A 24,914-nucleotide genomic window follows, 5' to 3' on the forward strand; every position below is an offset into this window, starting at 1 on the left:
TTGAATGAACCTTTTAAGGAAGCCCGAAAAATGTTCTTCAACGACGATTTTGCAATACATTGAAAATATGGAGGTAAAGAAACCGAATACGAGTTTTTCGGCCAGCCGCTCTGAGACCACCGAAGCCATCAATCTGCTTCCCAGAGCCGTTTTACGGCCTAACGATTATTTGCTCCTGGATGGTGAGTGGCGTTTCGCCCTTGACCCTGACGACCGGGGCCTGGTGGATCATTGGTACCTGGGCCACGCCTATTCTATTACGGCCCACTGGCCCGGATCCGTGGAGGAGCATCTTGCTCAGGCACACGATCAACTTAGGCCAGGTAGCTGGCAGGACAAGGTGGTGGCCTGGTATGAACGGGAGTTTGCCTTACCTCCGCGCAGCGAATCACCCGCCCGTTCGATGATTCAGTTAACTTTTGGAGCCTGTGGCTACGAAACCCGGGTTTGGCTCAATGGCCATCCTCTCCGTACGATCGAAAACGAAGAAGCACACCTGGGGGAATATACGTCATTTTCCTACGAATTACCGGAAGAATACCTGCGTCCAGCCAACCGGCTTACGGTGCGTATTGCCGACACGATGGACGCCGAAATTCCGCGGGGAAAACAAGAGTCGCACGTGTACAAACGGGGTGGCATATGGTACCAAACCTACACGGGTGCCGTCCGCAGTGTGTGGCTGGAAACCGTCGAACGGAACCGGCTACGGTCACGTGTGGGGGTCGTGAGCATTGTAGAAGACCGGCTTGTTCGGTTTAGCGTGACTACCCGGATTCATGATCCGGGCGATTATACCCTGCGGCTGCAAGCGTTTACGCCGGACACCAACACGCTGTTAGGGGCTTCCGATTATCCACTACGCCTGGAAACCGGCCAAAAGCAACAACGCGTCGTGCTGGATCTGGACCAGGCCCAGCTCTGGTCGCCGGAAAATCCCGTTCGCTATAAACTCGTCGCACAACTGATTGACCAGGAAGGGTACGCAGCCCAGATTGAGACCCATTTTGGCCTGCGAAAAATAGAAGCCCGTGGCCGCTATATCTACCTGAACAACGAACCTGTTTACCTGGACGGTATTCTATATCAACCCGGTACGGCGACCTTTGAGGAAATGCAGCAGCATATGCGGGCGATGAAAGAATTGGGTTGTAACCTGATACGTGTACACATTGCAGGTGTTGATCCCCGCATTTATAATTTGGCCGATGAACTGGGGTTGCTGTTATGGGTAGAAGTCCCCAGCACGCACATTTCAACTCCTCGCAGTCGGGAAAATCACCGCGCTGAACTCCTTCGCATGGTTGCCCTGATCGGCACGCATCCTTCGGTGGTAATCTGGAGCCTTTATAATGAGGACTGGGGAGCACAGGATGTGGCGACCAATCCGGAGACGCGCCAATACATAATGGATATGTATCATTACATGCAACTCGCTTATCCGCAGTTTCTGGTGGTGGATAATGATGGCTGGCAGCATGTTTCGTTTGAAGGCCGGTTGAAATCGGATTTGCTGACAGCCCACCTTTACACGCCCGACCTGGAGCGCTGGAATGAGCTACTCCACCGGCTGTCGTCGGGTGAACTCTCGGGCGTAGCGGCTTTTCCGCTGGTGGTAGGTGACCCCTTTTTCTACCGACGACAGGTTCCCTTTGTCATTAGCGAATGGGGTGGTTTTGGATTTGCCGATTACGGCGGTCCCGCGGATTCTTCAGAACGGGCCAACCGGATTCGACTTTTTAAACAGGCCGTGCGGCAACACGACATTGCGGGTGATATTTACACCCAGGCCACCAACATCGAAGACGAAAAAAATGGTCTGGTTGATCCCAAAACGGGCGAATTGACCGTACCACCCGGATTGCTCAACTCCCGAACCAGCAACCCTTTCGTCGTGCATCATGAGGGAAGGGCTTCAAGTACGGTAGCCCCGGCACCCGATTCTGACCCTGGCAGGTAAGCCAAACCAAGCTATTTCTCACTCACTTCAATCCCCTTCAATCTCATTCTGTGCCCAAACCATCCTTTCGACCAGCATAATTCCTGCCAGCAACCGGAAAGGGGATAATTGACATGACTGCGGCCTAAGGGGCCGCTCCAAGCACAGAAATTTCATCTCTACAGGTTTTCATCAACCAAAGCCGATGGAAATTATTGCGTCAAAATAACGGGCGAGCAGGGTACTTTTATCTTTTTTTCCGTACTTGTAGTACAAGGAAATTTGCTTACCTCGACACCAAAACTCGTAATTAGTTCTTACTCCCAACTGTTTGGAAGCTAAATGCGGAATCATGAAATGACTCATTTCCAGCGAACTGATGCAGACTTGGTCTCGGGTATTCAACGGGACGATAAAAAAGCGTTTCGGCACATCTATGACCGCTACCAGGAGGGGTTATACCGAATGGCTTTTCGAAAAATCCATTCCGAAGAAATAGCGGAAGAAATTGTTCAGGAGGTGTTTGTCAATTTGTGGGAAAAACGTCATAAACTGGCCATTGAAGATCTCCGAAGTTATTTGTTTCGTGCCGTCCGGAATGGAGTGCTGGATTACTTTCGAGCCCAGCTGGTACGGCAGAATTTTATCCATGAAGCATCCCGTCTGGGGGAGCCATTCACCAATTTCACTGACGATATTCTTACGTTCAATGACTTAAAGCAAGCCATCGAACGTGGAATTGATAACCTGCCCGAAAAGACCCGGACTATTTTTATTCTCAATCGTCTGGAAAATCGATCTGCCGAGGAAATAGCCTCGCTGCTCATCCTTCCGAAACGAACCGTCGAGTACCACATAACCGCAGCCCTGCGTAGTATGCGGGTGGCGTTGAAAGACTTTCTGCCTTTCTGGTTAATTTTGTATTGGCTTTAAGTTAACAAAAGACGGTTTTTAGGGATGCCGACTTTCTACCATTTCGTTCATACGGCAACCGTTTGCTACCAGGAAAACCGGAGGACAGGAAGATCGCTGAAGCCAGGCACCTCATCAAATCGTACCGTTTCCTTGGTGCAGGTCAGCATCAAGGAAACGGTGAAGCCAAAAACCTACCCTTCTAACAACCAACGCATTGCCCACGATTATATCTTCCTATTCTGACCAACCCGGTTCTTTACATACCTTCCCGTTTGGGTAGCCAAAAACAGGCTGCGATAAAATTTTTCGTAAAAGTTGCGGTGATCCGGTTCTAAAACGTCTTGCTTATAAACCCGGTCTCAACCATGCGGCATTTCTTTACGAAAGGTTTTCTGGCACTGCTTACCCGCTTTCGTACGGGTAAGTCAACCTCTCAGGAACAGTCCATGATTGATATCTGGTATGACTCACTGGACGACCCCGAAACCGACACCCTTCCTCGCCGGGAAAACAGTCAGGAACAAGTCTGGAAGCGAATCATTGACCGAATCGATAAGGTGGATCCAGTTACGCAACCTTCCGTGTTTCGCTTCCGAAAAACCTTCGTGTATGCCGCAGCCGCAGTGCTGTTGCTTATGATGGGCTTGACGGTCTATCTGATGGAGTGGCCATCCGGGACCACTCCGGTCTCCAACCGCAGCATTTCCTCCGACGTCTTGGAAATCAATCGTTCGGACAAGCCTCGCTCCATTACCTTGCCCGATGGGAGTCGGGTGGTTCTGGAACCCGCAGCAACCCTGCGCTACCCAGCGAGTTTCAACACAACACTACGAACCGTGGATTTGACAGGAAACGCTTCTTTTTCCGTCACCAAAAATCCTGCGGTTCCGTTTATGGTAAAAACGGATGTCATCACTACCCGGGTACTGGGTACGGAATTTACCATTACATCGGATCCAGTTTCCGGCGAAACGGAAGTAGAGGTCCATACCGGTAAGGTGCAGGTTAATGTCGTTACCACAACCTCAACCGCCCCTCCGCTCCCCCATCAAAGCGTTTTCCTAACGGCAAACCTGAAAGCGACCTTCCAGCCTTTAAAAAAAGAGTTGGTAACGAGTCTGGCAACCGATTCAAAACCCATCGGCCCACAGGCAGTGACTGCGGCAACGTTTGTATTCAATGACAGCCCATTGCGGGGCGTCCTGAAGCGCCTGGAAGAAACCTATGGAGTTCCTATTCAAGTTGATGAACCGGACATGCTCAATTGCCCTATTACGGCTGATTTATCGAACGAACCGCTACCGGTTCAATTGGAAATGATTGTAACAGCCCTGAGCGCCCGGTATTTCGTGAGTCAGGACGGGGTTATGATAAAGGGAGGGAGCTGCCGCTCTTCCGCTCGCCCCTAGTTTTCTATGCACAAACTTTGTTTCCGACTATACACACCCATACTAACCTTGTAGTTCGCATCAATTAACCCCTAACATAATTTATATGAACGAAATAAGACTTACAACGTCTTATCGGGTGATGCTCATTGCCCTGATGTTGCTCCCGTCGTTGTCGTGGTATCGAACCTTGGCCGCCCCTTATGCCCAGGACGTCTTGCATAGCAAAGTACATCTGCAGGTAAAAGAAGCAGAAATCAGAACGGTATTGAGCCAATTGGAAAAGCGGGTACGTGTGAGTTTCGTATATAGCTCCCGTTCCCTCCCACTCAACCGAAAAGTTACCATTGATGCAACAGAAAAGACCCTGGCTCAGCTCCTCGAAGAGCTATTTCTACCGGATAGAATCAATTACAAAATGATCCGGAACCGCATTATATTGAGCTTACCCATTGAACCCGCGTCCGAAACCCTTCTGCAGCCCGCAGTAGCCGTAGAACGGATTGCCGAACGGCAGGTGACGGGGGTGGTAAAAGATGAAAAAGAGGAGCCTTTACCCGGTGTGAGCATCCTGGTGAAAGGACAGCAGCGGGGGACCACTACCGATGAAAGCGGTAGGTTTAGCCTGACGATTCCGGACCAATCCACTACGTTGATTTTTTCTTTTGTGGGTTATCAATCCCAGGAATTGGTGATTACAAACCAGTCGGCGATTGCGGTGAAATTACTTCAATCCAATCAAGCCCTGGACGAAGTGGTCGTAACAGCCCTGGGGGTGCAGCGAAAAACCAAAGCCCTGGGGTATGCCGTTGGGGAAATAAAAAGTGAGGAACTAACCCGGGTGCCGCAAGAAAACGTCGTCAACGCCCTCACGGGAAAAGTTTCGGGTGTGCGGGTGATCAATACCACCCCGGACGTCAACAGCGATCCCATGATTTTGATCCGGGGCTACACTTCCCTATCCGGTAATAATTCCCCTTTGATTGTGGTGGACGGCCTGCCGACGGGTACCGATGTCAGTGTGCTTTCCGACCTGAGCGCCGATAACATTGAAAGTGTAAACATATTGAAAGGCCCCAGTGCAGCCGCTCTGTACGGCTCCCGGGCCGGCAGCGGGGTTCTGCTTATCACCACAAAAAGTGGCAACAAAGGGAAAAAAGGATTAGGTGTCAGTGTTAATTCTGCGTTCACAGCAACCGTTCCCTACCGGTTTGTTCCCCTCCAGCAACGCTTTGCCACGGGTGCCAATGGCAACTTTGATCAGACCAGTAATTTGTGGTGGGGACCCGAAATGGGTACTTCCGTGGCCCGGTTTGGCACCAATGGGCAGGCATTGCCCCTCGAGCCGCATCCCGATAACGTTCGGGATTTTGCCAGGCAAGGGAACGGCTGGGTGAACGACATTACCCTATCGAATACCAATGAAAAGCTGAGCTTTTCCCTTTCTCTTTCCGACACACGGAGTACCGGAATCTATCCGGAAAGCAACCTACGGAAGAATGCCATTGCCCTTTCGGCTACCTACAACTTTACCAATCGTCTACGCATCGGAGCCAATTTCAATTACCTGAATTCGGGTTCGGATAATTTTCGGGGGCTCTCTTATGACAACTATCCGTATGAAGACTTGTATTTCACCCCGAACTGGCTGGACATTCATGCATTAAAAGACTACTGGAAGGAGCCAACCGTTCAACAAAACGTTTGGTCGAACGGCTTTAATAATCCCTGGTTTACAGTTCACGAAAATATTAACACCTTCCGAAAAATCCGCCCGTACGGCAACATCAAACTGGATTGGGATATCGTGGAGGGATTAAGCCTGATGACCCGGATCGGGGGTTTTAATGAATCGTATGTCACGGATAATCGAACCGCTTTGTCCGAAAAAGCGGTTCCTAAAGGAGGCTATTCTCATATTTCCCGGAGTTACCAGGAAATCAACACCGACTTTTTGCTCAACTACAAGAAAACCATCAATCAATTCTCGTTTGATGCTTCCGTTGGTGGCAACCTGCTCTTTCAAAACAATGCATTAGCCACCATCACCGGGCAGAGTTATGTATTGCCGGGCTTGTACACGGCCAGCAATATTGACCGGGCTTCCGTTGCCTACACCGCTCAGAAATTCAACAAACGCATTAATAGTTTGTACGGTATGGCTTCCATCGGCTATAAAGATGCGGTATTTTTGGAAGTAACGAGCCGGAACGATTGGTCCAGTACGCTTCCGGCGGCCAATCGGTCTTACTTTTATCCATCGGCGTCGCTTAGTGTAGTGGTTTCGGACCTGCTGAAACTTCCTACTTCCATTTCCCTGCTGAAACTACGCGGAGGATGGGCAAAGGTGGGGAAAGATACCGATCCGTACCAGTTAGCCACGACACTGACCCAATCAACCTGGGGCTCCAGTACCCTGTATTCCCTCCCCCAAACGACCCCAACTGCGAATCTCCTCCCCCAAAGCATTACCTCGTCGGAACTCGGCTTCGACCTGGCATTCTTTAAGAAACGAGTAGGGCTGAATTTCACGTATTACGAGGTTGAAAATAAAAATCAGATCACGAAAATGTCGGCCACTGGTCTGACGGGTTTTACCTCGGCCAACGTCAATGCAGGTATCGTGCAGAATCGGGGTCTTGAACTTTCGTTTCGGGTAGTTCCGGTGCAAACCCGCGCTGTCAACTGGGATGTCACGTTCAATTTCACCCGGGAACGAAGCAAGTTGACGGCCCTGCCCGTGGGGGTAAGCAACTTCCAGTTCTGGTCGAGAAATAACATCTACAGCCAAACCGACCTCAACGGCACGGTAGGCGATTTATGGGGCCCCGACGTTGTCCGGGTAAAGGAAGGGAAATACGCCGGCTGGCCTCTGCTGGATCGGAACGGCTATGTGCAACTCAGTCCCACCAACACGAAGCTCGGCAACGTTATGCCTGATTTTATGCTGGGTTTGCAAACCAATCTTTCCGTGAAACGATGGACCCTTTCAGCCAGTTTCGACTGGCGCCAGGGCGGTGACTATTACTCGGAAAGCATGAAACGCCTGACCCGCGACGGCAGGCAGGACAGTTGGTACAAAGGTGACGGCTCCAGCACCTTCACGGGAATCCTGAGCAACAATTCTTTCAACGGCAACAACGCTTTACTCGCCGAAGAAATTCGTAACAACCCGGACAAGTATAACGGGATGAACGGTTTAACGTATGTGGGGGGGCGAAATGCTGAACTGGGCGGATTTGCGTATGGCGGAGCCATTGCCAATGGAGCCTTTTTCCCGGGTGTTATGGCCGGCGGTAATGGCGAGTACATCGAGAATTTTGGCGAAGCGGGCACCAAGTATTTCCGCAGTGACCTGATCGCCGACCCCGGTGCAGGGTACTGGAGCCGTGGCGTTCAGAGTTGGATTTATGATGCCTCCTTTATCAAACTCCGGGAGTTGGCTGTTGCCTACCGGCTGCCGGAAACCGTTGCGCGCCGTATTGGAGCGGGCGGGCTATCCCTGTCATTCTTTGTCCGCAACCTGATTTTGTGGACGAAAGCCAAAAATTTCATCGATCCGGAATCAACCATGATGAATACCAACGATCAGTTCACGGCAACAGCCAAGTACCATCTCGGTTACGACCGCGCTTCTTTCTACCCCTGGACGCTCTCAAGCGGCCTGAAACTTTCCATTCAATTCTAACCGTAACCATCGATGGAACTGCGCATTAAATTTTCCAACGGATTTGCCTTTGGAATCCTGACGTTTCTGCTGGCAGGTTGTCAAAACCTTACCGAAATCAATGTCAACCCCAATGAACTGACGGGTGATAAAGTGAACCCCGCGTATGTGTTGACATCAGTCCTGGCTGAATCGACCCGCAAAATGGCCGATATGGCCTTTTCCGGCAACATTACGCAGCGGGTAATCCCGGAAGCCATGCAATATACCCAACGGGACTTTTTGGAGTATGCCATCACGAACCAGTTTTCCTGGCTTTCGTCTTCTTTTGATTACCGCAATTTGCACGTTCCGCTGGCCAATGCGAGTTATTTGGAACAGCGGGCTGCGGGAAATGTGGACTCCCTGTTCATCCGGGGAACCGCTAAAATCATGCAAGCCTACTGGTATGGCACGCTGACCTCGGCCTGGGGCGATATTCCGTATAGTCAGGCCAACCAAGGCACCAACAATCTACAACCCGTTTTTGATCGCCAGATCGATATTTTCGCCGGCTTGCTAAAAGAGCTCGACGTTGCCAACGATTGTTTAAAAAGGGCGGGGGCAGTCAAATCTTCCGTAATGACCTCGGCCGACATCCTCTTCGGTGGTAACACCCTGAAATGGCGGCAATTTGCAAACTCGCTACGCTTGCGGTATTTGATGCGGTTGTCGGAAAAAAGTGGGGCCATGAAGGAAGTAGGCGTTGACGTTCCCGGCTTATTCAGGGCCATGGTTGCCGACCCGGCTACCTACCCCCTCCTCACGCAAAGCACCGATAATGCCGCTGGATCATTTCCGGGAACCAATGTCAATGACTCTTGGCCCATGGGACCATTGGTGATGACCAATCTTTCGGAATTTTACCGCGTAAAAGCGGCTTCAACGGTGGTGGATTATTTAAAATCCCGCAAAGACCCCCGGCTAACCGTATGGTTCAGACCAGTAGAGGTTCAGACGCTGGTGCGCGATAAAGGAGCCGACGTGGTGATTGGTAAGGATGAAAAAGGGCAGGTAAAACGCTACCTAAAAGCTTACCAAACCGGTATTGATACTTCGCTCTATGTAGGCCTTAAAATTGCGATGGAATTGCCCGACAGTTACAATAATAACCAGGCCAGTCATCGTACCCAGGCAGTGGCCCTTTCGAGCAGCATTTACAACAGTGGCGCGGCCAACCCATTCGTTTCTTACCTGGGGTCCATTTTCCGATCCAATACCGATCCGCTGGTGAAAACCGTTTTTATCTCGGCAGCCGAAGTCCATTTCATCCTGGCGGAAGCCGCCACAAAAGGCTGGATTTCGGGTTCGTCGCAGGAGTATTTCCGACAGGGGGTTTCGGCTTCATTTGATCAATATAAAATTGCGAGTGGCGATGTAAAGGTGTATAACCCCAACACGCACGCGCTAAACGCCTTTGACAAAACCGCCTATCTTAATGCGGTGACCGTCGAACTCAATGCCGCATCCAATCCGCTTCAAACCATTCTGGAACAGAAATGGCTGGCTACCTTTTCCACCCTGGAAAGCTGGTTTGACTGGCGCCGGACAGGCTACCCTACGATCAGCGGCAATATTATCAATGGATCGCAGGGCAACAAAATTCCTGTACGGTACATCTACGGAGAAAGTGATCAAAATTACAACCCGGAAAACACCCGGGCAGCCATTGAACGGTTAAGCCCGGCCACCAATGATCAGTGGGCTAAAATGTGGTTAATTCAGGGCACAGGAAAGCCCTGGTAGATCGCTCGAAGGAAGGGAGTTGATCAACTCCCTTCACTTATTCGTTCTGAAAAAGAAAAGACCAATCTTCCTGGGGCATCCGATGGTCGGGAGTGCTGGGTCGAATTTGGCCTTGCGAACCAATTTGGCAAATCAAGTTCCTATTACAAGGTATAGGGCCTGGGTTGACCAAATTCGGTATTGTGGACATTCAAAATTTTGGGATTGGTCAGCTTAACAACCACCCACTCCGTATAGGAGGTAGGATTGATCCACTGATTATAGTAGAATTTGTACAGATTAGAATTGTTGACTATGTGAACGTAGGCGGACTCCAACAGCCATTCAGGGCCATCTTCATTCGCTCTTTTTACCCGCAGTCTTAATTCTTGAACGATGCCAATATCCTGGGGCAGCGAAAACGAGTAGTAGTCATAGCTCCCCTGTTCCCGATCATCGACATATTTTTGGTCCAGTGTGGTCCAATCCATCCCTCCTTTCGAAGCGGTGATCGCAGCCTGGACATCAGCATCGGTGCCTGCCTTTTTTTTACGAGGTGTTTTGAGAAGAATTCGAATTGTAATCATGGTAAGGGATAAGGTTGTTAAATTTTTGAGGCTCAAAACGTTTGAGCAATCTTCCTGCTAAAAAGCTTCCTGCCATTGAATTGTATCGTACCGAATATATGGGTTTGATTAACCTGACAAGAAGACGTTTTAGCAAACGGTTAACTTTTTGACTGAAACACAAAAAAGCGTTCCCTTGGTCGGACAACGTAGGGCTCGCGAACAGGAAAAAGCGGCTTAGCGTACTGAATAGCAAGCCATTTTAAACCTGATCAATTCAGCCGGACAACTAAATCAAAAATAATACGTCCGTCTACAGCCCTGAAAAAACCTGGCGCTTTACCCCCGCACAAACCATCGGGCGATCTGCGGAAAAAGTTGCCGTAGCTGGTCATCAGTTTACCCTTGCTACAAAAAAATACCTGGTATTTCTGTGACATTCTTTGGAGGGCTACGAATAATTGTAGGTAAGCATTATTTTTCCCTGTTGCCAACCAGCATGTCCTATGCCGCTTCCACGAGATACCACCCACTTCTTGCATGTTATCGAGGCAAACAAGGGCATAATCTACAAAGTGGCAAACGCGTATTGCCAGGACAAAGAAAACCGAAAAGACCTCATTCAGGAGATTACCGCACAACTCTGGCTGGCATTTCCCAACTACGATGAAAAATTCATGGTGACGACCTGGTTATATCGTATCGCCTTGAACGTTTCCATTTCCTTTTACCGCAAACAGACGAGCCGAGACAAGTTCAATCAACCGCTAACGACTGAAATCCTCCGTCTGATTACCGACGAGGAACGATTGGACATTGATTCCGATCTGGCAATGCTTCACGGCTTCATTCGCGAATTGAAAGAGTTGGATCGGGCACTCATTCTGCTCTACCTGGAAGAGCGGAGTCAGCACGAAATTGCGGACATTCTTGGCATTACGCCTTCTAATGTTTCGACGAAGGTGGCCAGGATCAAAGAGCAACTAAGGCAAAAATTTGCAACATTAAATTCGTAACAACCATGCAAGAATCAGACTTAATCGCATTGTGGCGGTCCTATGACCAAAAGCTGGAGGAAAACCTTGTTTTGAACCGGCAAAATGCCGCAGCCATCACGCTCATCAAAATCAAGTCGCTGGTGGGTGCCATGGCACCCCTGAAAATTTTCACTATTATCGCTGGGATAATTTGGCTTACGTTTCTGAGCGTTGTCCTTTATCGTACGTATGCTTACGCAAGTCCGTTTTTCTGGTTTTCGATCGCCATCCATGTCGTGTTGCTTACGATCGTGATCGGAATTTATGTGTATCAGGTCGTGCTGATTTTTCAGACCGATCTAAGTGAAGCTTTGGTTAAAACGCAACACCGACTGGCTTCGTTAAAGAGTTCGACGCTACTGATTTCCCGGTTGATGTTTTTGCACGCTCCGGTCTGGACAACGTTTAGCATTCAGGAAAACATGGTTGAACATCCCACTTGGTTAATTTCCCAAGGGGCCGTAACACTCGTTTTTTCAGGAATAGCCTTATGGCTCTTCTTCAATATTACGTACGAAAACCGTCAGAAGCGTTGGTTTCGGTTTATTTTTAACGGGAAAGAATGGGATCCTGTTATTAAATCGATGGAAATGCTCAAGGAAATTGAAGGATACAGCACTGCCAAGTAGCCCCTCACTACGGGTTCTGTTAGCTACTTTTCAGGTAGTTGTTTGGCTTGGGGAAAACAGCGGTCAAGCGTTTGCGGTGTCAATAGGTTTTTACTCCATGTTCCGTTTCTTCGAAGAAGCGACCTGTAGTAAAGGAGCAATAGTGGCTCCCCAGTTGTGGCAACGATGAAGCCTCCCCTGGCTTCATTTCACGAAAGACTAGAAATTGTACCGCACACCAATGGCGGATTGTAAATTAAAAAAAAGAAACCCCGGTACAACTTCCGCATATAACCCCGTTTCAACAAAGATCGAGGACGGTTTTTGGGGTAAAAAGTATTCCAGCCCAACAATTCCGGAACCGCCTAAACCAATGTTTTTCTCGAAGTTTGTAGGCTGATTGATTTTATCATTTGGGAAATACCGTCTGGACGAAACTTGAGCCCCCAGGCCGTAATAATAATGCAATGTTTGGGATCGACCGACTTCCCCGTGCCGAATGTAGTGCCCCTGAAAAGCCAGTCCAACATTGTTAAAGCGGCCTTGGCGGTACTTTCTTACCTTGCCGTAGAGGCCACCATACGTACCAATGTTGAAATCAAATCCGTTACCGTTACTGAAGTATTTGCGGATGTTTACACCGGTTGGCTCGCCCAATCGAAAACCAACCGCCCAGCTGTTGTCCTGCGCTTGAAGAGGATTGGAAATCAGCAGCCATCCGAGTATCATTAAAAATGTTCCGCGTAAAAAAATCATGGGTGGATATAGTAGGAAAACAGGTAATGCTCTTTAAACTTAGACGAATAAGGATGTGGTAAGTAACGCTCCAAGCGTACCTTTTTGCGTAAAAAATACGCTTGGAGCACTTTCCATCACTAGCGTATAGAAAACGAAGTAGCCAAATCAACAAATTACTTGTAGAATCTGATGGCAGGCTACGTCGTTATAGTTCGTTCTCTTCTTCTCATGGAGAATGGTTCTTTTGTGATTATTTCGCTCAGTCTGATCCTCTATGCATAAGACAACCGATAAAATACGTGAGCAGCAGTCGGTAAATCACGCCCTGTCGGTAGCCAACGTGTTAGCATAAGTAGCGAAAATTTCATAGCATTGTCACCAAACTATGTGGGGCTCCCCTTACCCCTCGGGATGAAGAGGCATACCCAGATTTCTGTCGAGTACCAGTAGTTGTATCACCATAGGCTATCGCTGCCTCCCTTCACTTTTCAATCCTCAGGTATGACCCGCAGGCAACTCTTTTACCTTGCACTTTATGGTGGCTGGCTGATCGTTCACTCGGCTTTCGGACAGCGCCTGCAACCGGCCCGGAGCGGCTCGGTATTAGATATAGGAATCCGGCTGCAAAAAAGCGTCAATTTGTACACCGAAAACGGATTAACCCTCCAGTACACGCATCCGAAATTAGTTCATAGCCGTCTCTACTTGGGGGCTAGTTATGTGACCTCTCGGCTGGGAACCGCTTTGTTTTCGAATGCCATCAAACAGGATAACCTGCTTCTTTCCACAAGCTACCATTTTCGGCCAACCCGTACAGTTCAGCCCTTTGTCAAAATGAATGCGGGTTACTTTAAAGCCCACTACGAGGAGGATATATTCAAGGATTTACCCCAAAGCTCGCCCCTGGTCTCACCTGAAGCTGGACTCTGTTACAGCCCGGCTTTTCCCCTAAAGATCGGTGCCTCGCTTGGCTATAACCTCATCACAGGCAATGGCGTAACGGGTCCCGGAACCCTGTATCCCGTTTTTGTGCAAATGAGTATTTTTTGGAACCTCTTGAATCAATCGACAACCCGACCATGAAAACGTGGCTTTGCTTTTTACTACTGAGCTTGTTGGTGCTGGCCTGCGGCAAAGAGCCTGCTATTACCCCTGCGATGCTGGATAGCGGCACCCTGTTCGATCCATCGATCTATAATCCGGAAAAGTACCTCATCTCAAAAGCCATTCCCAATCCCACACCCGAGCAGGCCCGAAAACCGGTCATTATCGCTTGCCACGGCTATTCAGCCACGACCTTCGAATGGGATGAGTTTCGGGCATTTCTGGGTAACCGAACGGATGTGTATCTCTCGCAGGTGCTTTTGGGCGGGCATGGCCGCAGCTATGAAGACTTCAAAAAAGCCAGCTGGCAGGATTGGCAATTGGCCATTATGGCCGAGTATGACTCCCTAGTCGAAGCTGGCTACCAGAACATTAGCCTGGTAGGATCGTCTACGAGCGGGGCCCTGCTGCTGGAAATGGTCGCTTCCGGATATTTTGCAAAGCGCCCTACTCCGCGTAACCTGTTGCTAGTGGATCCAATTGTGATTCCGTCGGATAAGACCTTGTCACTGGTTGGTGTGGTAGGGCCAATGCTGGGCTATATTGAAGCGGATCAACCCGCAGCGGAGGATAAGGTTTACTACCACTTCCGTCCTCAGGAAACCTTGCAGCAATTGCAAAAAGTCTTGACTGTAGTTCGAAAAGACCTAGAGCAGGGCATCACCTTACCGACGAACTGCCAGTTAAAAGTTTACAAATCGAAGAAAGATCCGACGGCTGATCCGGTGAGTGCGGTGCTGATCTTTCGAGGCACAAAACAAGCTGATGGTAGTCCTATTGCCGTTGAGATAATTGATTCGGACTTGCACGTCTATACACGTCTGAATCTGCGGGAAGGGCTTACAGCCAAAGATCGAACCAATCAAACCACTACCTTTATGGACCTGGCCAACCAAGCTCTCCGGTAAAGATTGCAGCTTGCGGGCTTCTTTCGGCTCCAACAATCAAAGAATGAAACAGGTTTTGCAATTCGTTAATGAGCCATAACCCTCATTCAATCACACGGTATATACCTGCTGCATTACACTGAAAAAGCCTTCCTTCGAAAGTTCCGGTGAAGCTGGGTACGACTCATGCCCAGTTTCACCGCCAGCCAATCAATATCTACCGCTTCGTCCGTCAGGCGATCCAGAATAAGAATCTTCAATGGGTCCGGCTACTCGGTTTCTATTCTTAGTGCGTTCCGTCGTTGCAGCGGCTTTCATTCCCTTCTCAGTTACACTGAAAATAAAGGTGAATCACTACTGACATACGGCTGTCAATGGGCGTAGTTTACTTTGTATGATTCAACACAAACTTACATAGGTTATGAATTTTGTCTCCGTTCGCATTATTACCACCGACATTCAGCCCCTGGTTCGCTTCTACGAGCAGGTAATTGGTAAGCCATTGACCCAGTATACGGATGATTTTGCCGAATTACATACCTCTTCGGCCACGTTAGCCATTGGGAGCACACGTACTTTGCAACTATTTGGTGGAGATGATGTAGCTAAGGCCGCCAGTAATCACTCCGCCATTATTGAATTCCGGGTGGATGATGTTGACAGTGCGTACCAACGATTAGCGGAATTTCTTGGGGAGATGATTGTTCAGAAACCGACTACCATGCCTTGGGGAAACCGATCATTGCTGTTCCGAGATCCGGATGGTAATCTGGTAAATTTCTTTACGCCGGTGACCCCAGAGGCACTTAAAAAGTTTGATAGCTAGGGGCTAGTTTCTAATTTAGTTGTATGCTAACTACCTTTTAGGCAGGTGCTAGGTGAACATTCTTCCGTTTCGCTGAGGAACATTATCATGTAAGCTTGGGGTACAGGTCCTATGCGATCAGCTGTGGTAAGCCTTTGGTGCACGTACTGGGGTTGTATTTAACTGCATTGGCAACAGGCTAAAATAACTTGTAGAGCGTTCGTCTCCTGGTGGCTTTTAGGTATCATTAGATTCCATAGCGACTCAGAATTTTCAAGATTGCTGGCCGAATCGTTTGGAGCATTCGGTCGAACCCCAAGTCGTTGGGGTGGATGCCATCGGTAGTACCTTCCTGGTCAGCCCCCAAAAGACCATCCGCACTGATTAGATATAAGTGTTTGTCCTGCTGTTGCAATTTCTCAACTTCTTGGTTGATGTACCGATCTTTTAGCGCGACGATAGCCGCCACTTGCTGGTCAAAATTACCTTTTTCACGCGCCACCGTTTGGATGATAATGATCGGTACCGCTGGGTGGAACTTGCGAATGGTATGAACCAAATGGCTCGTGCGGGCTAAAATTTCCTCCGGAGAGGGATTGGGAAGGCAATCTAAAATATACGCATCCATGGGTAAAGGGGCGATCAGGTCGGCAACCGCCGGTTCCATTTTACCGCTACCGCTGAAACCCAGATTGATAAAATGATAGCCCGTTTCCCGGGAAAGCCGGGCCGGATAGGCCAGCCCCGGTCGGCTAGCCGACGCTCCCTGGGTGATACTGGACCCATAAATCAGGATATTCTTTCGAAAAGGGTTGCCTCCAGGCGTTATGGTTGCGCCCGAATCAGTGCCGATTTCAAGGGAAAGAGTCTCATCATAGGTGGGTAAAAAGAGTAGACAGGTTTTATTGCCCGGTGCCATATGTTCCACGATACTAGCTTGCGAACAAGGCTGGGCTTTGGGCACCGCCACGCCGGCGTACTGCCAGCGATTATCGCGTTTGATGTACAAATCCATTCCTCGATAGGCGATGGCGGTCATGTTGGCACTTGGCGTACGGGAGCTGGTACACCACTTGGCTGTAAGGGTGGTGCTATTGGTCTGAAAACTGATGGCCAATCCGGCCGAATGCGTCGCTAAGCGCTTGACATTGGCTGGAAGGGTCGGAAAGGCAGCCGTATCCAGCCGGTGGAAGAACGGTTCGCTGTTGCCGGCCTTGCCAATCAAGGTAAGCCTACGGGCATCAGTGAAGGTAACAGGCGGCTGCTGAGCCCATATTTCACCTACAAGACCAAGAACGAAACAGGTGAGGAACAGGCGAAGAATAAACGAAATCATAGCTTTGGTGACTGAACCGAGTTGAAACTGACCAACCAGGAAGGGTTTGAATACAGTAATTTTTCAATTGTAGAATCAAACGTTATGATAATCAATCTGAGAAATTCGGGGGAAATTAGAGTAAATTCCGGACTCTCACTAATGCCACCTTAACGGAAGACGAAAATGCTTTTATAGGCATGTATCGGGAAATAAGAGCTAGGATAAGCCAAGTCCAACTCTTTATTATGGTCAAAAAAGGAGCCCTTATTGACCCCAACAATATTGAGGGGCAGACGCCAGCACCCAACGTAGAGGAAGGTAGGCAAGTAACCAGCAAGGGGGTATTAAATCCTTACTTTATGCTATCCAGAAAAGTTGAGTGGTAAAGTAGTCGTTGAGTCATCAGGCCAATGTAGCCATCTGGCCTGATGACGAAAAGCGTATCTCCCTGGACATCGTACGCTTGGTGGGCATCGTTATTTTCATCAAGTAAGGTAAAATCTGGTTGTTGGTCAGCATACCTTCGCCCGGCTTGGCGATAATCACGTTTAGTAGTGGGATAAGCGGATTGTGTTGATGCCAAATCCGGTTGAAAAGCGAAATGAAAACAAAACGCTCAGGTGTCCCGGAGGTTCACCGAATCGGAAATTCTAGCGATTCTCATTGAGATTACCGTATTTGCCATTATAGAAATCGCGGTAAGCATCCGCAATTTCCAGCTTGGAGTTCATCACGAATGGCCCTTCGGCAGCGATTGGCTCCGTATAGGGCTCACCCCCAAAGAGCAAGAAGTCGCAAGCCTCCTCGTTTTCATTCTGCAATTCCAGACTTCCTGCCTCCCGGCCAAATTCTATAAAATCCCCGGCATTAAAGAGTTCATCATTGATGGAAGCCGGGAGAGTAGGCAGGAAAGCGGCCACTTCTATCTTATCGGCAAAATCGATTGTGAAACGGGCACCGGGCTCCAAATGGATGTGGTATAAGAACTGTTCTGAATAGTTCGGTATCGCCGATGAAAGCTCCTCAAATGAACCCACAATGACCTTAATCCATCCCCGTTCATCCGGCAATTTCTTGTAAGGGACATCATGGCCTTCAATGGCTAGATAGGCGCGTTCTCCGGCTTTAATTGCTGAGGGCAGATTGATCCAGAACTGAAAGGCGTGGACTAAGTTGGAGTCTGTTTTGGAATCCGCATTCAGCGTTTCATCGTGAATAATCCCGTTTCCTGCGTTCATCCATTGAACCCCTCCCGAATGCACCAAGGCATAGTTTCCCGCGCTATCAAAATGTTGGCCCTCACCATTTACTAGGTACGTCAACGTAGCGATACCCCGGTGCGGATGCGCGCCTGTGCCTTCTTTGTCAATTTTTGTTGGTTCGGCTGGGGCGATGTGATCCAAAAAAACAAACGGACCGACTGCATCAGCGTATCGATTGGGCAATAGACGATAAATGATCAGATCACCTATATCCGCCCGTTGGCCCTGGCTAGAAAAACTGCTTTTCTTCTTCATGTTGTGTGTTGCCGGTTGACTAGTTAATGACGATCAATGTCTAAACAGGATCAGTTTGTCGGCCCTGCTTTATGTTGCTTTACCAGAGGAATTACTTGATGGCCGATCAGCTCAATGGACTGCATCAACTGCTGGTGCGTCAAGCCGGCAACATCCATCTGAAACGTAAAACGGTCGATTCCCCCAAGGACTTCGCTATGGCGAATGAGCTTTTTCGCAACCGTTTGGGGACCGCCGACGAGGAGGGCCCCTCTTTCCGAGATCATATAATCGAACTGACTTTTTGTAACCGGCGGCCAGCCGCGTTCGCGGCCTATTTTGGTCCATTGCTCCTGATAGCCCGGGAAATAGTCAGTAATCGCTGCCTGATCGTCGATGCCCACATAACCCGGTGAATGTAGTCCGACCTTGAGCTGCTCCGGGCTGAAACCGGCTTCCAATCCTGATCTCCTGTACAAATCAATCAGCGGCCGAAAGCGCTCCGTCTCCCCACCAATGATCGCAACCATCAACGGAAGCCCCAGCGTACCCGCCCGCACAAAGGATTCCGGTGTTCCGCCGACACCAATCCAGACCGGTAATTTCTCCTGAACGGGACGAGGGTATACCGGCTGGTTGTTCAGTTCTGGTCTGAATTTGCCCGACCACGTGACAAATTCCTGGTCCCGGATTTTTAGCAGCAGTTGTAATTTCTCTTTGAATAAAGCATCGTAGTCATTCAGATTGTACCCAAATAACGGATACGCTTCAATGGCAGACCCCCGGCCAGCGACAATCTCGGCGCGCCCCTTTGAAATAATATCCAGCGTGGCAAAACTTTGGAATACCCGAACCGGATCGGAGGTACTGAGTACCGTCACGGCACTCGTCAGCCGGATGTTTTTGGTGAGTGCCGCAGCCGCGGCCAATATGACCGATGGAGCCGAGTCCAGAAATTCCTTTTTGTGGTGTTCGCCGATCCCAAAAACAGCCAGTCCTGCCCGATCTGCCGCGACAATCCGGTCCAGCAATTGCTCCATGGCATCCTGACTCCTTAGCTCCGTACTCCCGTACATGGCCGAGGCAAAACTATCTACGCCTATTTCCATTTTATCCTCTACTTGTTTTTCAATATTAACAGAAGCAAAATTGCGTTATCAATCGAGCGCGAAAAGATGACATAAGTCGAAAAAAAGAGTAGACAAATGTCTATGCTGGCCTACCTGAAGTCGCAAGCAGCAATAAACCGTATATTTGGCACAAACCAGTCAGAGCGCCCAGGAAAACTGTATTTCTAAACGGACAGTGGCTGGACTTACTCTACTTTGTATGTACGACGCTTTTTTTGACTATCTCAAGAAATACAGTTCTGAGCCGCTTTCCGACGATGAAAAAAGCTTGATTCGTCAGACTTTCACGCCTTTCAAATTAAGAAAGAGACAGTATTTATTACAGGCGGGAGATATTTGCAAAAATTTCGCCTTTATCACCAAAGGGGCCATGAGACAATATCTGGTTGATGATAATGGGACGGAGCATGTCGCCCGGCTGGGTATCGAGAACTGGTGGATGGGCGACCGCGAAAGTTTTTTGATGAATACGCCCAGTCCCTATCACATCGATGCCTGGGAAAATACGGAAATGCTGCTCATCAACAAGGCGGGGACCGATGAACTGATCCGGAAAGTGCCCGCCTACTGCGAGATGACCCGGGAGATGGACAACCGGAATAACATTGCCAATCAGCGACGAATTACCTCTTCTATCAGTTTCCCGGCTGAAAAACGGTATGCCGATTTTGTCGAATGCTATCCCGATCTAATGGCGCGTTTTCCGCAGCACATTATCGCTTCCTACCTGGGAATCACGAAAGATACGCTCAGCCGCGTCAAACGCCAGCTTTTGCGAAAATAAGATAGGTTCAGGCCTGCTTAAGAAGTAGACAAATGTCTATTTCATTTCTAGACATAGATCATCGTTCACCTCTACCAGCTCGGAGAACTTTGCATGTTCAACTTTAAAAAAGTGATGATGCAACGGGAAGTCCGCGTACCGCGCTAATCCGAAGATCACACGGGAAAGAAAATCATGGCAGAAACCCATAATTATTCTAACGGAGAGATTACGATTCTCTGGCAGCCCCAGTTATGCATCCATTCCGGGGTATGTGTAAAAACGCTGCCTGCGGTATACAATCCCGGAGAGCGCCCCTGGATCAAGCCCCAGAACGCGACTACGAAGGAGCTGATCGAACAGGTCGCAAGGTGCCCATCGGGCGCGTTGAGCATACAGGAAAAGGTATTAGATAACTGAAAATCAAAGAAATGGAAAATACGGAAGTAATCGTAAAGGAAAATGGTTTTGGCGAGATACGCTTATTTTCTGGCGATACAAAAGCGGGGAAACGGTGGTATCGGTCGGACATAATTTTTATAGGAGATTTACATAAGACACCAGTAAGAACAATGAAGAGAATATAATTTTCTTATATCAAGCCCATCATTGAATTTAATATTTGATATTAAATTATTACCATGATCTGAGTTCTAAAACTCCTGTAGATGGAATGCCATTTTTTTATTCATTTCTCAACGGTATTTAGCAAAGAAAATGTCCGTTTAAGAAACTTGGTCGTTCTATGATTTCAGATAGGGTATATCTGCTAATAAGGCACGAACGGTCAGCCGATGTGTCGGTGCGATTAGCCAGGACATACGACTTTCAAGCTGATTTTTTACCGTAGTGGCGAATCGCAGCCAATTGCAGAAGCCGGTTCGTTTCCCATTGGGAAAGGATCTGTGAGACTACAATTTATTGTTTGTTAACTTCCTTTGGTATTATATCTATAAAAAAGCCACTCAACTAGTTGAGTGGCTTACCGTTACTCAAGACGCTATCTCAAAAACTGTGTAAACGAAGAATCGGGGCTACAAACCCCGATTTTTTACTTTTAATATAAGATAGTGCCCCACGTCTAAAACTGGAGTATGAGAACCGTAATTCCTCATATACTTTTACTAATAGTTAGCCAGTATACCATTTAATTTCTGGCCTCAGAATTGTGCCTGAGATTTTATAATAAGTTGAGTACCACACTTACTTACCGATCCTTATGCTATTCACTCTCCGAATACTCACAATAGCCACTTTTTTTTGTTTCCACCAAAAGGTACTTGCTCAAAAAGCAACCTGGCAGCCCCAGTTTATTTTATTGGATGTGAAAAAACTCACCGCTGGGTTTGGTAACTTATCGAATTTTCTAGGTCAAAACGTACGGGATAAAATGGATGATTGTCGAGCCGAATCAGCCATGTTTCATTTTCGAGTCAATAGTCAGGGAAAAGTAGATAGCATTCGAGTTGAAGGCAATCTTCGAGAAGCATACAGTAATCAAATCATCCAGAACATCAAAAGCACGGAAGGAAAATGGCAGTTGCCATCCAACACAAAACCAGCGGATCATTGCTGGTTTATTTACCCTTTTTTTCTGTTTGGATATACTTACGATTGTCCAAAAGAAACCGTGGAACTCTACCAAACTCAGAAAGCAAGTTACGAAGTATTTTCTCGATTAAAACTCCCAACTGAAACAAGCTATGGGATTTTGCTGTCTCTACGTATAGGCAACACAATGGATCGAAAGTAGCAGGTAAACGAAAAGTCAGAACAATAGGCGTAATTACAGTTTGGTAAGACTTGGTCATTAGCTAATATAAAGAACGTCAGGTCCGCAAAATAACGACTGTCCGGAATTGAGGTCAAGGTCATTACTACCGGACCTATTGGCCTGTTGTAGAACGACTTTAACCCTCTGACCGACAAGGAACGATTTATAACTACTATCTTCCGGACGAAGGCAGACCCTTGTACACCGGGTCGGATGAATCACTTTTGTAACATGAACTTTACTTTCTGGATTGGAATAGTTGTGATGGTCATCAGCGGCTGGGTGAACCGGCAAAAGACGCCGAGTCTGAGGGTCGCAGCGCCCCCCAATGTGGTCCTGATTTTGACCGACGACCAGGGCTGGGGCGATTTGAGTCTGCACGGCAACCGCTTCCTGGAAACGCCTTACCTTGACCGCCTGGCCCTCAGTGGAGCCCAGTTCGAGCGTTTTTTCGTCAGCCCGCTTTGCGCACCCACCCGAGCCAGCCTGCTGACGGGCCGCTACCACTTGCGGACGGGAACCGTTTCGGTCACTCAAGGCTGGGAACGCATGCGGAGCGAAGAGCTGACGCTGGCCGAAGTCTTCGGCCAGAACGGCTATGCTACTGGCTGTTTCGGCAAATGGCACAATGGGGAACACGCTCCCGAGGATCCCAACGGGCAGGGGTTCGATGAGTTTCTGGGCTTTTGTGCCGGCCACTGGAACAATTATTTCAACACCGATCTTCAGCACAACGATCGGATGGTGCCCACCAAAGGCTTCATCACCGATGTATTGACCGATGCAGCCTTGAAGTTTATAGAGCACCATCGATCCCGGCCTTTCTTCTGCTATGTGCCCTTCAACGCCCCTCACAGCCCCCACCAGGTGCCGGACCGCTACTTTGACAAGTACAAAGCTAAAGGACTCAACGATGAACAATCCAGCATCTACGGGATGGTTGAAAACGTGGACGATAACGTGGGGCGGCTGCTGACCCGACTAGATCAACTGGGATTAGCGGCAAATACGATTGTGGTATTTGCCACTGATAACGGTCCCAACGGCCACCGATTCAATGGCGGCATGAAGGGCATAAAAGGGTCGGTGGACGAAGGGGGCGTACGCGTGCCCATGTTCGTGCGCTGGCCGGGAAAGATCCGCCCACACACCCAGATCCACACCCAGGCGGCTCACATCGATGTGCTACCCACCTTGGCTGACTTGTGCGGTCTATCGGTCAAGTGGCCCCATCTACTGGATGGTCGCAGCTTGGCAGGCCTGTTGCGGGGACAGTCCGATTCGCTGCCCGAGCGAATGCTCTTTACGCACTCAGCGGGGATGACCAGCAACGGCCTTGCTGCCGAGCCTGGGGGTGTTCGTACGGCTCATTACCGCCTGGTGCAGCAAAAAGGGCAAACCCAGCTGTACGATATGCTCGGCGATCCGGCGCAAACGAAGGACATAGCCGTTGAACAGCCCCAAGAAGTGCAGAGGCTACAAACCGCTTACAATAACTGGTTGAGTGACGTTTCCCGGACAATCTCCCTATTTCGACCCGCACCCATAGCGGGTCGACGGGTCTTATTGCAGGCTCCGGAAGCCCGCTTTTCGGGAGCGGTCCGTTACAAGCAGGGCAGCGGCTGGGCCAATGACTGGCTGGTAAACTGGCAATCACCCGCCGATTCGATTTGGTGGGATGTGGTCGTGGAGCGAGCGGGAGTCTATCGATTGAGCTTGCAGTACACCGCCCCTCAGGCAGCTCGTGGCACCATTCTGACGGTCAAAGCCGGCAATCAGACACTTCAACAAGTTCTACCGAACGGCTTTGACCCACCCCTCAAACCCAGTCCCGACCGGATTCCCCGTAAGGAAGTGTATGAGAAAGACTGGGCCTGGCTGCCACTTGGCCTGCTCGAGTTGCCTAGGGGGATTCAGCGAATTGTAGTACGGGCGCCCTCGGTGCCCCACGGACATGGGGCCGAGTTGAAGGCGCTGCAGTTGACAGCTCAGGGGCCGTCAACTCGCGCAAAGCGGGGACAACCCAAATAAACTCCCTGGTTTATGAACGTACAGTCTATATTTCAGTGGAAGACAATGTGATTGCAGAGACATTAACGCACTTATAAACAGACAGATTGCTCCTCTGATAATTCCAGAATTCATGTTAGAAGATGAACCGTTCAGATATCTTTTTTAGCTAGCTAGTTTTACCGCTATTTAGCCTTTACTTGGAAGCCCACTTTTAAAGTCTATCGCCAGAACACCAACGGTGTCGCGAGGAAGTTGATCCCAACGATTCACACGCTGCAAATTAATCTAAATTGATTCGGGGTACGGGGCCTTACAAGTGAATCATCTTTCCCAAGCATCGGCACGATGAGCCAATTAGCGACAAAAAACAATCCTCGGTGGAACGACTACCTGCTGCTCCCGACATCGTATCATGAACCATCTTAAAATGATTGTAGTAAACACCCCGCCTTTTGCTGAAATGATTGGGCCATTTTAGGGTAAACGCTAAGTTCCTTTTTGATCAGCTTTACCTTGACAAGTGTTTTTGGGAGAGCTGGACAACTTCCTCCGGCTTCAACTGATACTGAGCTTTTAAGGTAAGGTTTCTACTTAATTTTGTGGTTTCAATAGCTTGGTCAGGCCTCTCAATCTGGCTTCCATCCTCAAAGATTAAGCTGACTCCTTTTAGTTCTGCTTTCTTTGGTTTTATATCGAGTCCCCTATAAATGATAATATCATATACGGTATCCGTACTTGAGACTAACTTCCGAGCCATTAAACCATCAAGCTCATTAGGGTCATCAGATCTAAACAGACGCCAATTGGGTATAGCTAAATATACCGTAGCGCCACGATCTTTATGGGTTTTCTTTTTGAGGCCTTTGCAATCCTGATGTATCAACCCCTATAAAGTTGGAGAGTTTTGTTAAAATAGTTTAGTCCATCAGGCGGCTTCAGTAGCAGCCCAATCCGGCTGATTCTGTGGTTGCTCTGATCGTAATTTCATGCCCTCCTGCCATT

General features: G+C 48.9%; 21 protein-coding genes. 14 read left to right on the forward strand and 7 right to left on the reverse strand.

The features are described from left to right. The first annotated feature begins 67 nt into the window (after positions 1-67). The 5 genes from ACYVH9_RS27450 to ACYVH9_RS27470 all read left to right on the forward strand — a co-directional run bounded on the left by ACYVH9_RS27450 (position 68) and on the right by ACYVH9_RS27470 (position 9,694). Positions 68-1,960, forward strand: a complete 1,893-nt coding sequence (locus tag ACYVH9_RS27450) for a glycoside hydrolase family 2 protein (RefSeq protein ID WP_460639634.1) — start codon at positions 68-70, stop codon at positions 1,958-1,960. Positions 1,961-2,281: 321 nt separating this feature from the next. Continuing rightward, on the forward strand, positions 2,282-2,872 hold the full coding sequence (locus ACYVH9_RS27455) for an RNA polymerase sigma-70 factor (protein WP_460639635.1): 591 nt from the start codon (positions 2,282-2,284) through the stop codon (positions 2,870-2,872). Positions 2,873-3,219: 347 nt separating this feature from the next. Then, on the forward strand, positions 3,220-4,263 hold the full coding sequence (locus ACYVH9_RS27460; RefSeq protein WP_460639636.1) for a FecR family protein: 1,044 nt from the start codon (positions 3,220-3,222) through the stop codon (positions 4,261-4,263). A gap of 85 nt (positions 4,264-4,348) precedes the next feature. Then, positions 4,349-7,930, forward strand: coding sequence for a SusC/RagA family TonB-linked outer membrane protein (locus ACYVH9_RS27465; protein ID WP_460639637.1), 3,582 nt, complete (start codon positions 4,349-4,351; stop codon positions 7,928-7,930). 12 nt (positions 7,931-7,942) lie between these two features. Next, positions 7,943-9,694, forward strand: coding sequence for a SusD/RagB family nutrient-binding outer membrane lipoprotein (locus ACYVH9_RS27470; RefSeq protein ID WP_460639638.1), 1,752 nt, complete (start codon positions 7,943-7,945; stop codon positions 9,692-9,694). A gap of 143 nt (positions 9,695-9,837) precedes the next feature. Here the strand turns inward: ACYVH9_RS27470 and ACYVH9_RS27475 are convergent, their stop codons facing one another. Then, positions 9,838-10,260, reverse strand: coding sequence for a PLAT/LH2 domain-containing protein (locus ACYVH9_RS27475; protein ID WP_460639639.1), 423 nt, complete (start codon positions 10,258-10,260; stop codon positions 9,838-9,840). 485 nt (positions 10,261-10,745) lie between these two features. Between ACYVH9_RS27475 and ACYVH9_RS27480 the strand changes: the two genes are divergently transcribed. Then, the gene (locus ACYVH9_RS27480) at positions 10,746-11,255 is read left to right on the forward strand and encodes an RNA polymerase sigma factor (protein ID WP_460639640.1); all 510 of its coding nucleotides are present in this window, start codon (positions 10,746-10,748) and stop codon (positions 11,253-11,255) included. Positions 11,256-11,260: 5 nt separating this feature from the next. After that, positions 11,261-11,905, forward strand: coding sequence for a hypothetical protein (locus ACYVH9_RS27485; protein ID WP_460639641.1), 645 nt, complete (start codon positions 11,261-11,263; stop codon positions 11,903-11,905). Between the two features lie 198 nt (positions 11,906-12,103). Here ACYVH9_RS27485 and ACYVH9_RS27490 read toward each other — a convergent pair whose 3' ends face one another. Beyond that, the gene (locus ACYVH9_RS27490) at positions 12,104-12,613 is read right to left on the reverse strand and encodes a hypothetical protein (protein ID WP_460639642.1); all 510 of its coding nucleotides are present in this window, start codon (positions 12,611-12,613) and stop codon (positions 12,104-12,106) included. A gap of 510 nt (positions 12,614-13,123) precedes the next feature. Between ACYVH9_RS27490 and ACYVH9_RS27495 the strand changes: the two genes are divergently transcribed. Beyond that, on the forward strand, positions 13,124-13,705 hold the full coding sequence (locus ACYVH9_RS27495; protein ID WP_460639643.1) for a hypothetical protein: 582 nt from the start codon (positions 13,124-13,126) through the stop codon (positions 13,703-13,705). Then, the gene (locus ACYVH9_RS27500) at positions 13,702-14,634 is read left to right on the forward strand and encodes an alpha/beta hydrolase (RefSeq protein ID WP_460639644.1); all 933 of its coding nucleotides are present in this window, start codon (positions 13,702-13,704) and stop codon (positions 14,632-14,634) included. The genes ACYVH9_RS27495 and ACYVH9_RS27500 overlap by 4 nt, the downstream gene beginning before the upstream one ends. A 113-nt stretch (positions 14,635-14,747) precedes the next feature. Here the strand turns inward: ACYVH9_RS27500 and ACYVH9_RS27505 are convergent, their stop codons facing one another. After that, entirely contained in the window at positions 14,748-14,873 is a 126-nt protein-coding gene (locus ACYVH9_RS27505) for a hypothetical protein (RefSeq protein WP_460639645.1), read from the reverse strand. Between the two features lie 161 nt (positions 14,874-15,034). On the opposite strand from ACYVH9_RS27505, the gene ACYVH9_RS27510 reads away from it, so the two are divergent. Next, positions 15,035-15,439: a VOC family protein gene (locus ACYVH9_RS27510; RefSeq protein ID WP_460639646.1), complete on the forward strand. Its 405-nt coding sequence runs from the start codon at positions 15,035-15,037 to the stop codon at positions 15,437-15,439. Positions 15,440-15,665: 226 nt separating this feature from the next. Here ACYVH9_RS27510 and ACYVH9_RS27515 read toward each other — a convergent pair whose 3' ends face one another. The 3 genes from ACYVH9_RS27515 to ACYVH9_RS27525 all read right to left on the reverse strand — a co-directional run bounded on the left by ACYVH9_RS27515 (position 15,666) and on the right by ACYVH9_RS27525 (position 19,341). Further along, complete coding sequence (locus ACYVH9_RS27515; RefSeq protein ID WP_460639647.1) at positions 15,666-16,754, reverse strand: SGNH/GDSL hydrolase family protein; 1,089 nt, start codon at positions 16,752-16,754, stop codon at positions 15,666-15,668. 632 nt (positions 16,755-17,386) lie between these two features. After that, positions 17,387-18,253: a pirin family protein gene (locus ACYVH9_RS27520; protein ID WP_460639648.1), complete on the reverse strand. Its 867-nt coding sequence runs from the start codon at positions 18,251-18,253 to the stop codon at positions 17,387-17,389. 50 nt (positions 18,254-18,303) lie between these two features. Further along, positions 18,304-19,341, reverse strand: a complete 1,038-nt coding sequence (locus tag ACYVH9_RS27525) for an LLM class flavin-dependent oxidoreductase (RefSeq protein WP_460639649.1) — start codon at positions 19,339-19,341, stop codon at positions 18,304-18,306. 220 nt (positions 19,342-19,561) lie between these two features. Between ACYVH9_RS27525 and ACYVH9_RS27530 the strand changes: the two genes are divergently transcribed. The 4 genes from ACYVH9_RS27530 to ACYVH9_RS27545 all read left to right on the forward strand — a co-directional run bounded on the left by ACYVH9_RS27530 (position 19,562) and on the right by ACYVH9_RS27545 (position 23,930). After that, the gene (locus ACYVH9_RS27530; protein WP_460639650.1) at positions 19,562-20,146 is read left to right on the forward strand and encodes a Crp/Fnr family transcriptional regulator; all 585 of its coding nucleotides are present in this window, start codon (positions 19,562-19,564) and stop codon (positions 20,144-20,146) included. A gap of 174 nt (positions 20,147-20,320) precedes the next feature. Then, entirely contained in the window at positions 20,321-20,545 is a 225-nt protein-coding gene (locus ACYVH9_RS27535) for a (4Fe-4S)-binding protein (RefSeq protein WP_460639651.1), read from the forward strand. A 799-nt stretch (positions 20,546-21,344) separates the two neighbouring features. Continuing rightward, a complete protein-coding gene (locus ACYVH9_RS27540) occupies positions 21,345-21,878 on the forward strand; it encodes a hypothetical protein (protein ID WP_460639652.1) in 534 nt (177 codons plus the stop codon). A 252-nt stretch (positions 21,879-22,130) separates the two neighbouring features. Then, positions 22,131-23,930, forward strand: a complete 1,800-nt coding sequence (locus tag ACYVH9_RS27545; protein ID WP_460639653.1) for an arylsulfatase — start codon at positions 22,131-22,133, stop codon at positions 23,928-23,930. 490 nt (positions 23,931-24,420) lie between these two features. On the opposite strand, the gene ACYVH9_RS27550 is transcribed toward ACYVH9_RS27545, so the two are convergent. After that, the gene (locus ACYVH9_RS27550) at positions 24,421-24,795 is read right to left on the reverse strand and encodes a hypothetical protein (protein ID WP_460639654.1); all 375 of its coding nucleotides are present in this window, start codon (positions 24,793-24,795) and stop codon (positions 24,421-24,423) included. Positions 24,796-24,914: the final 119 nt, after the last annotated feature.

Source organism: Larkinella harenae (genome assembly GCF_054780515.1).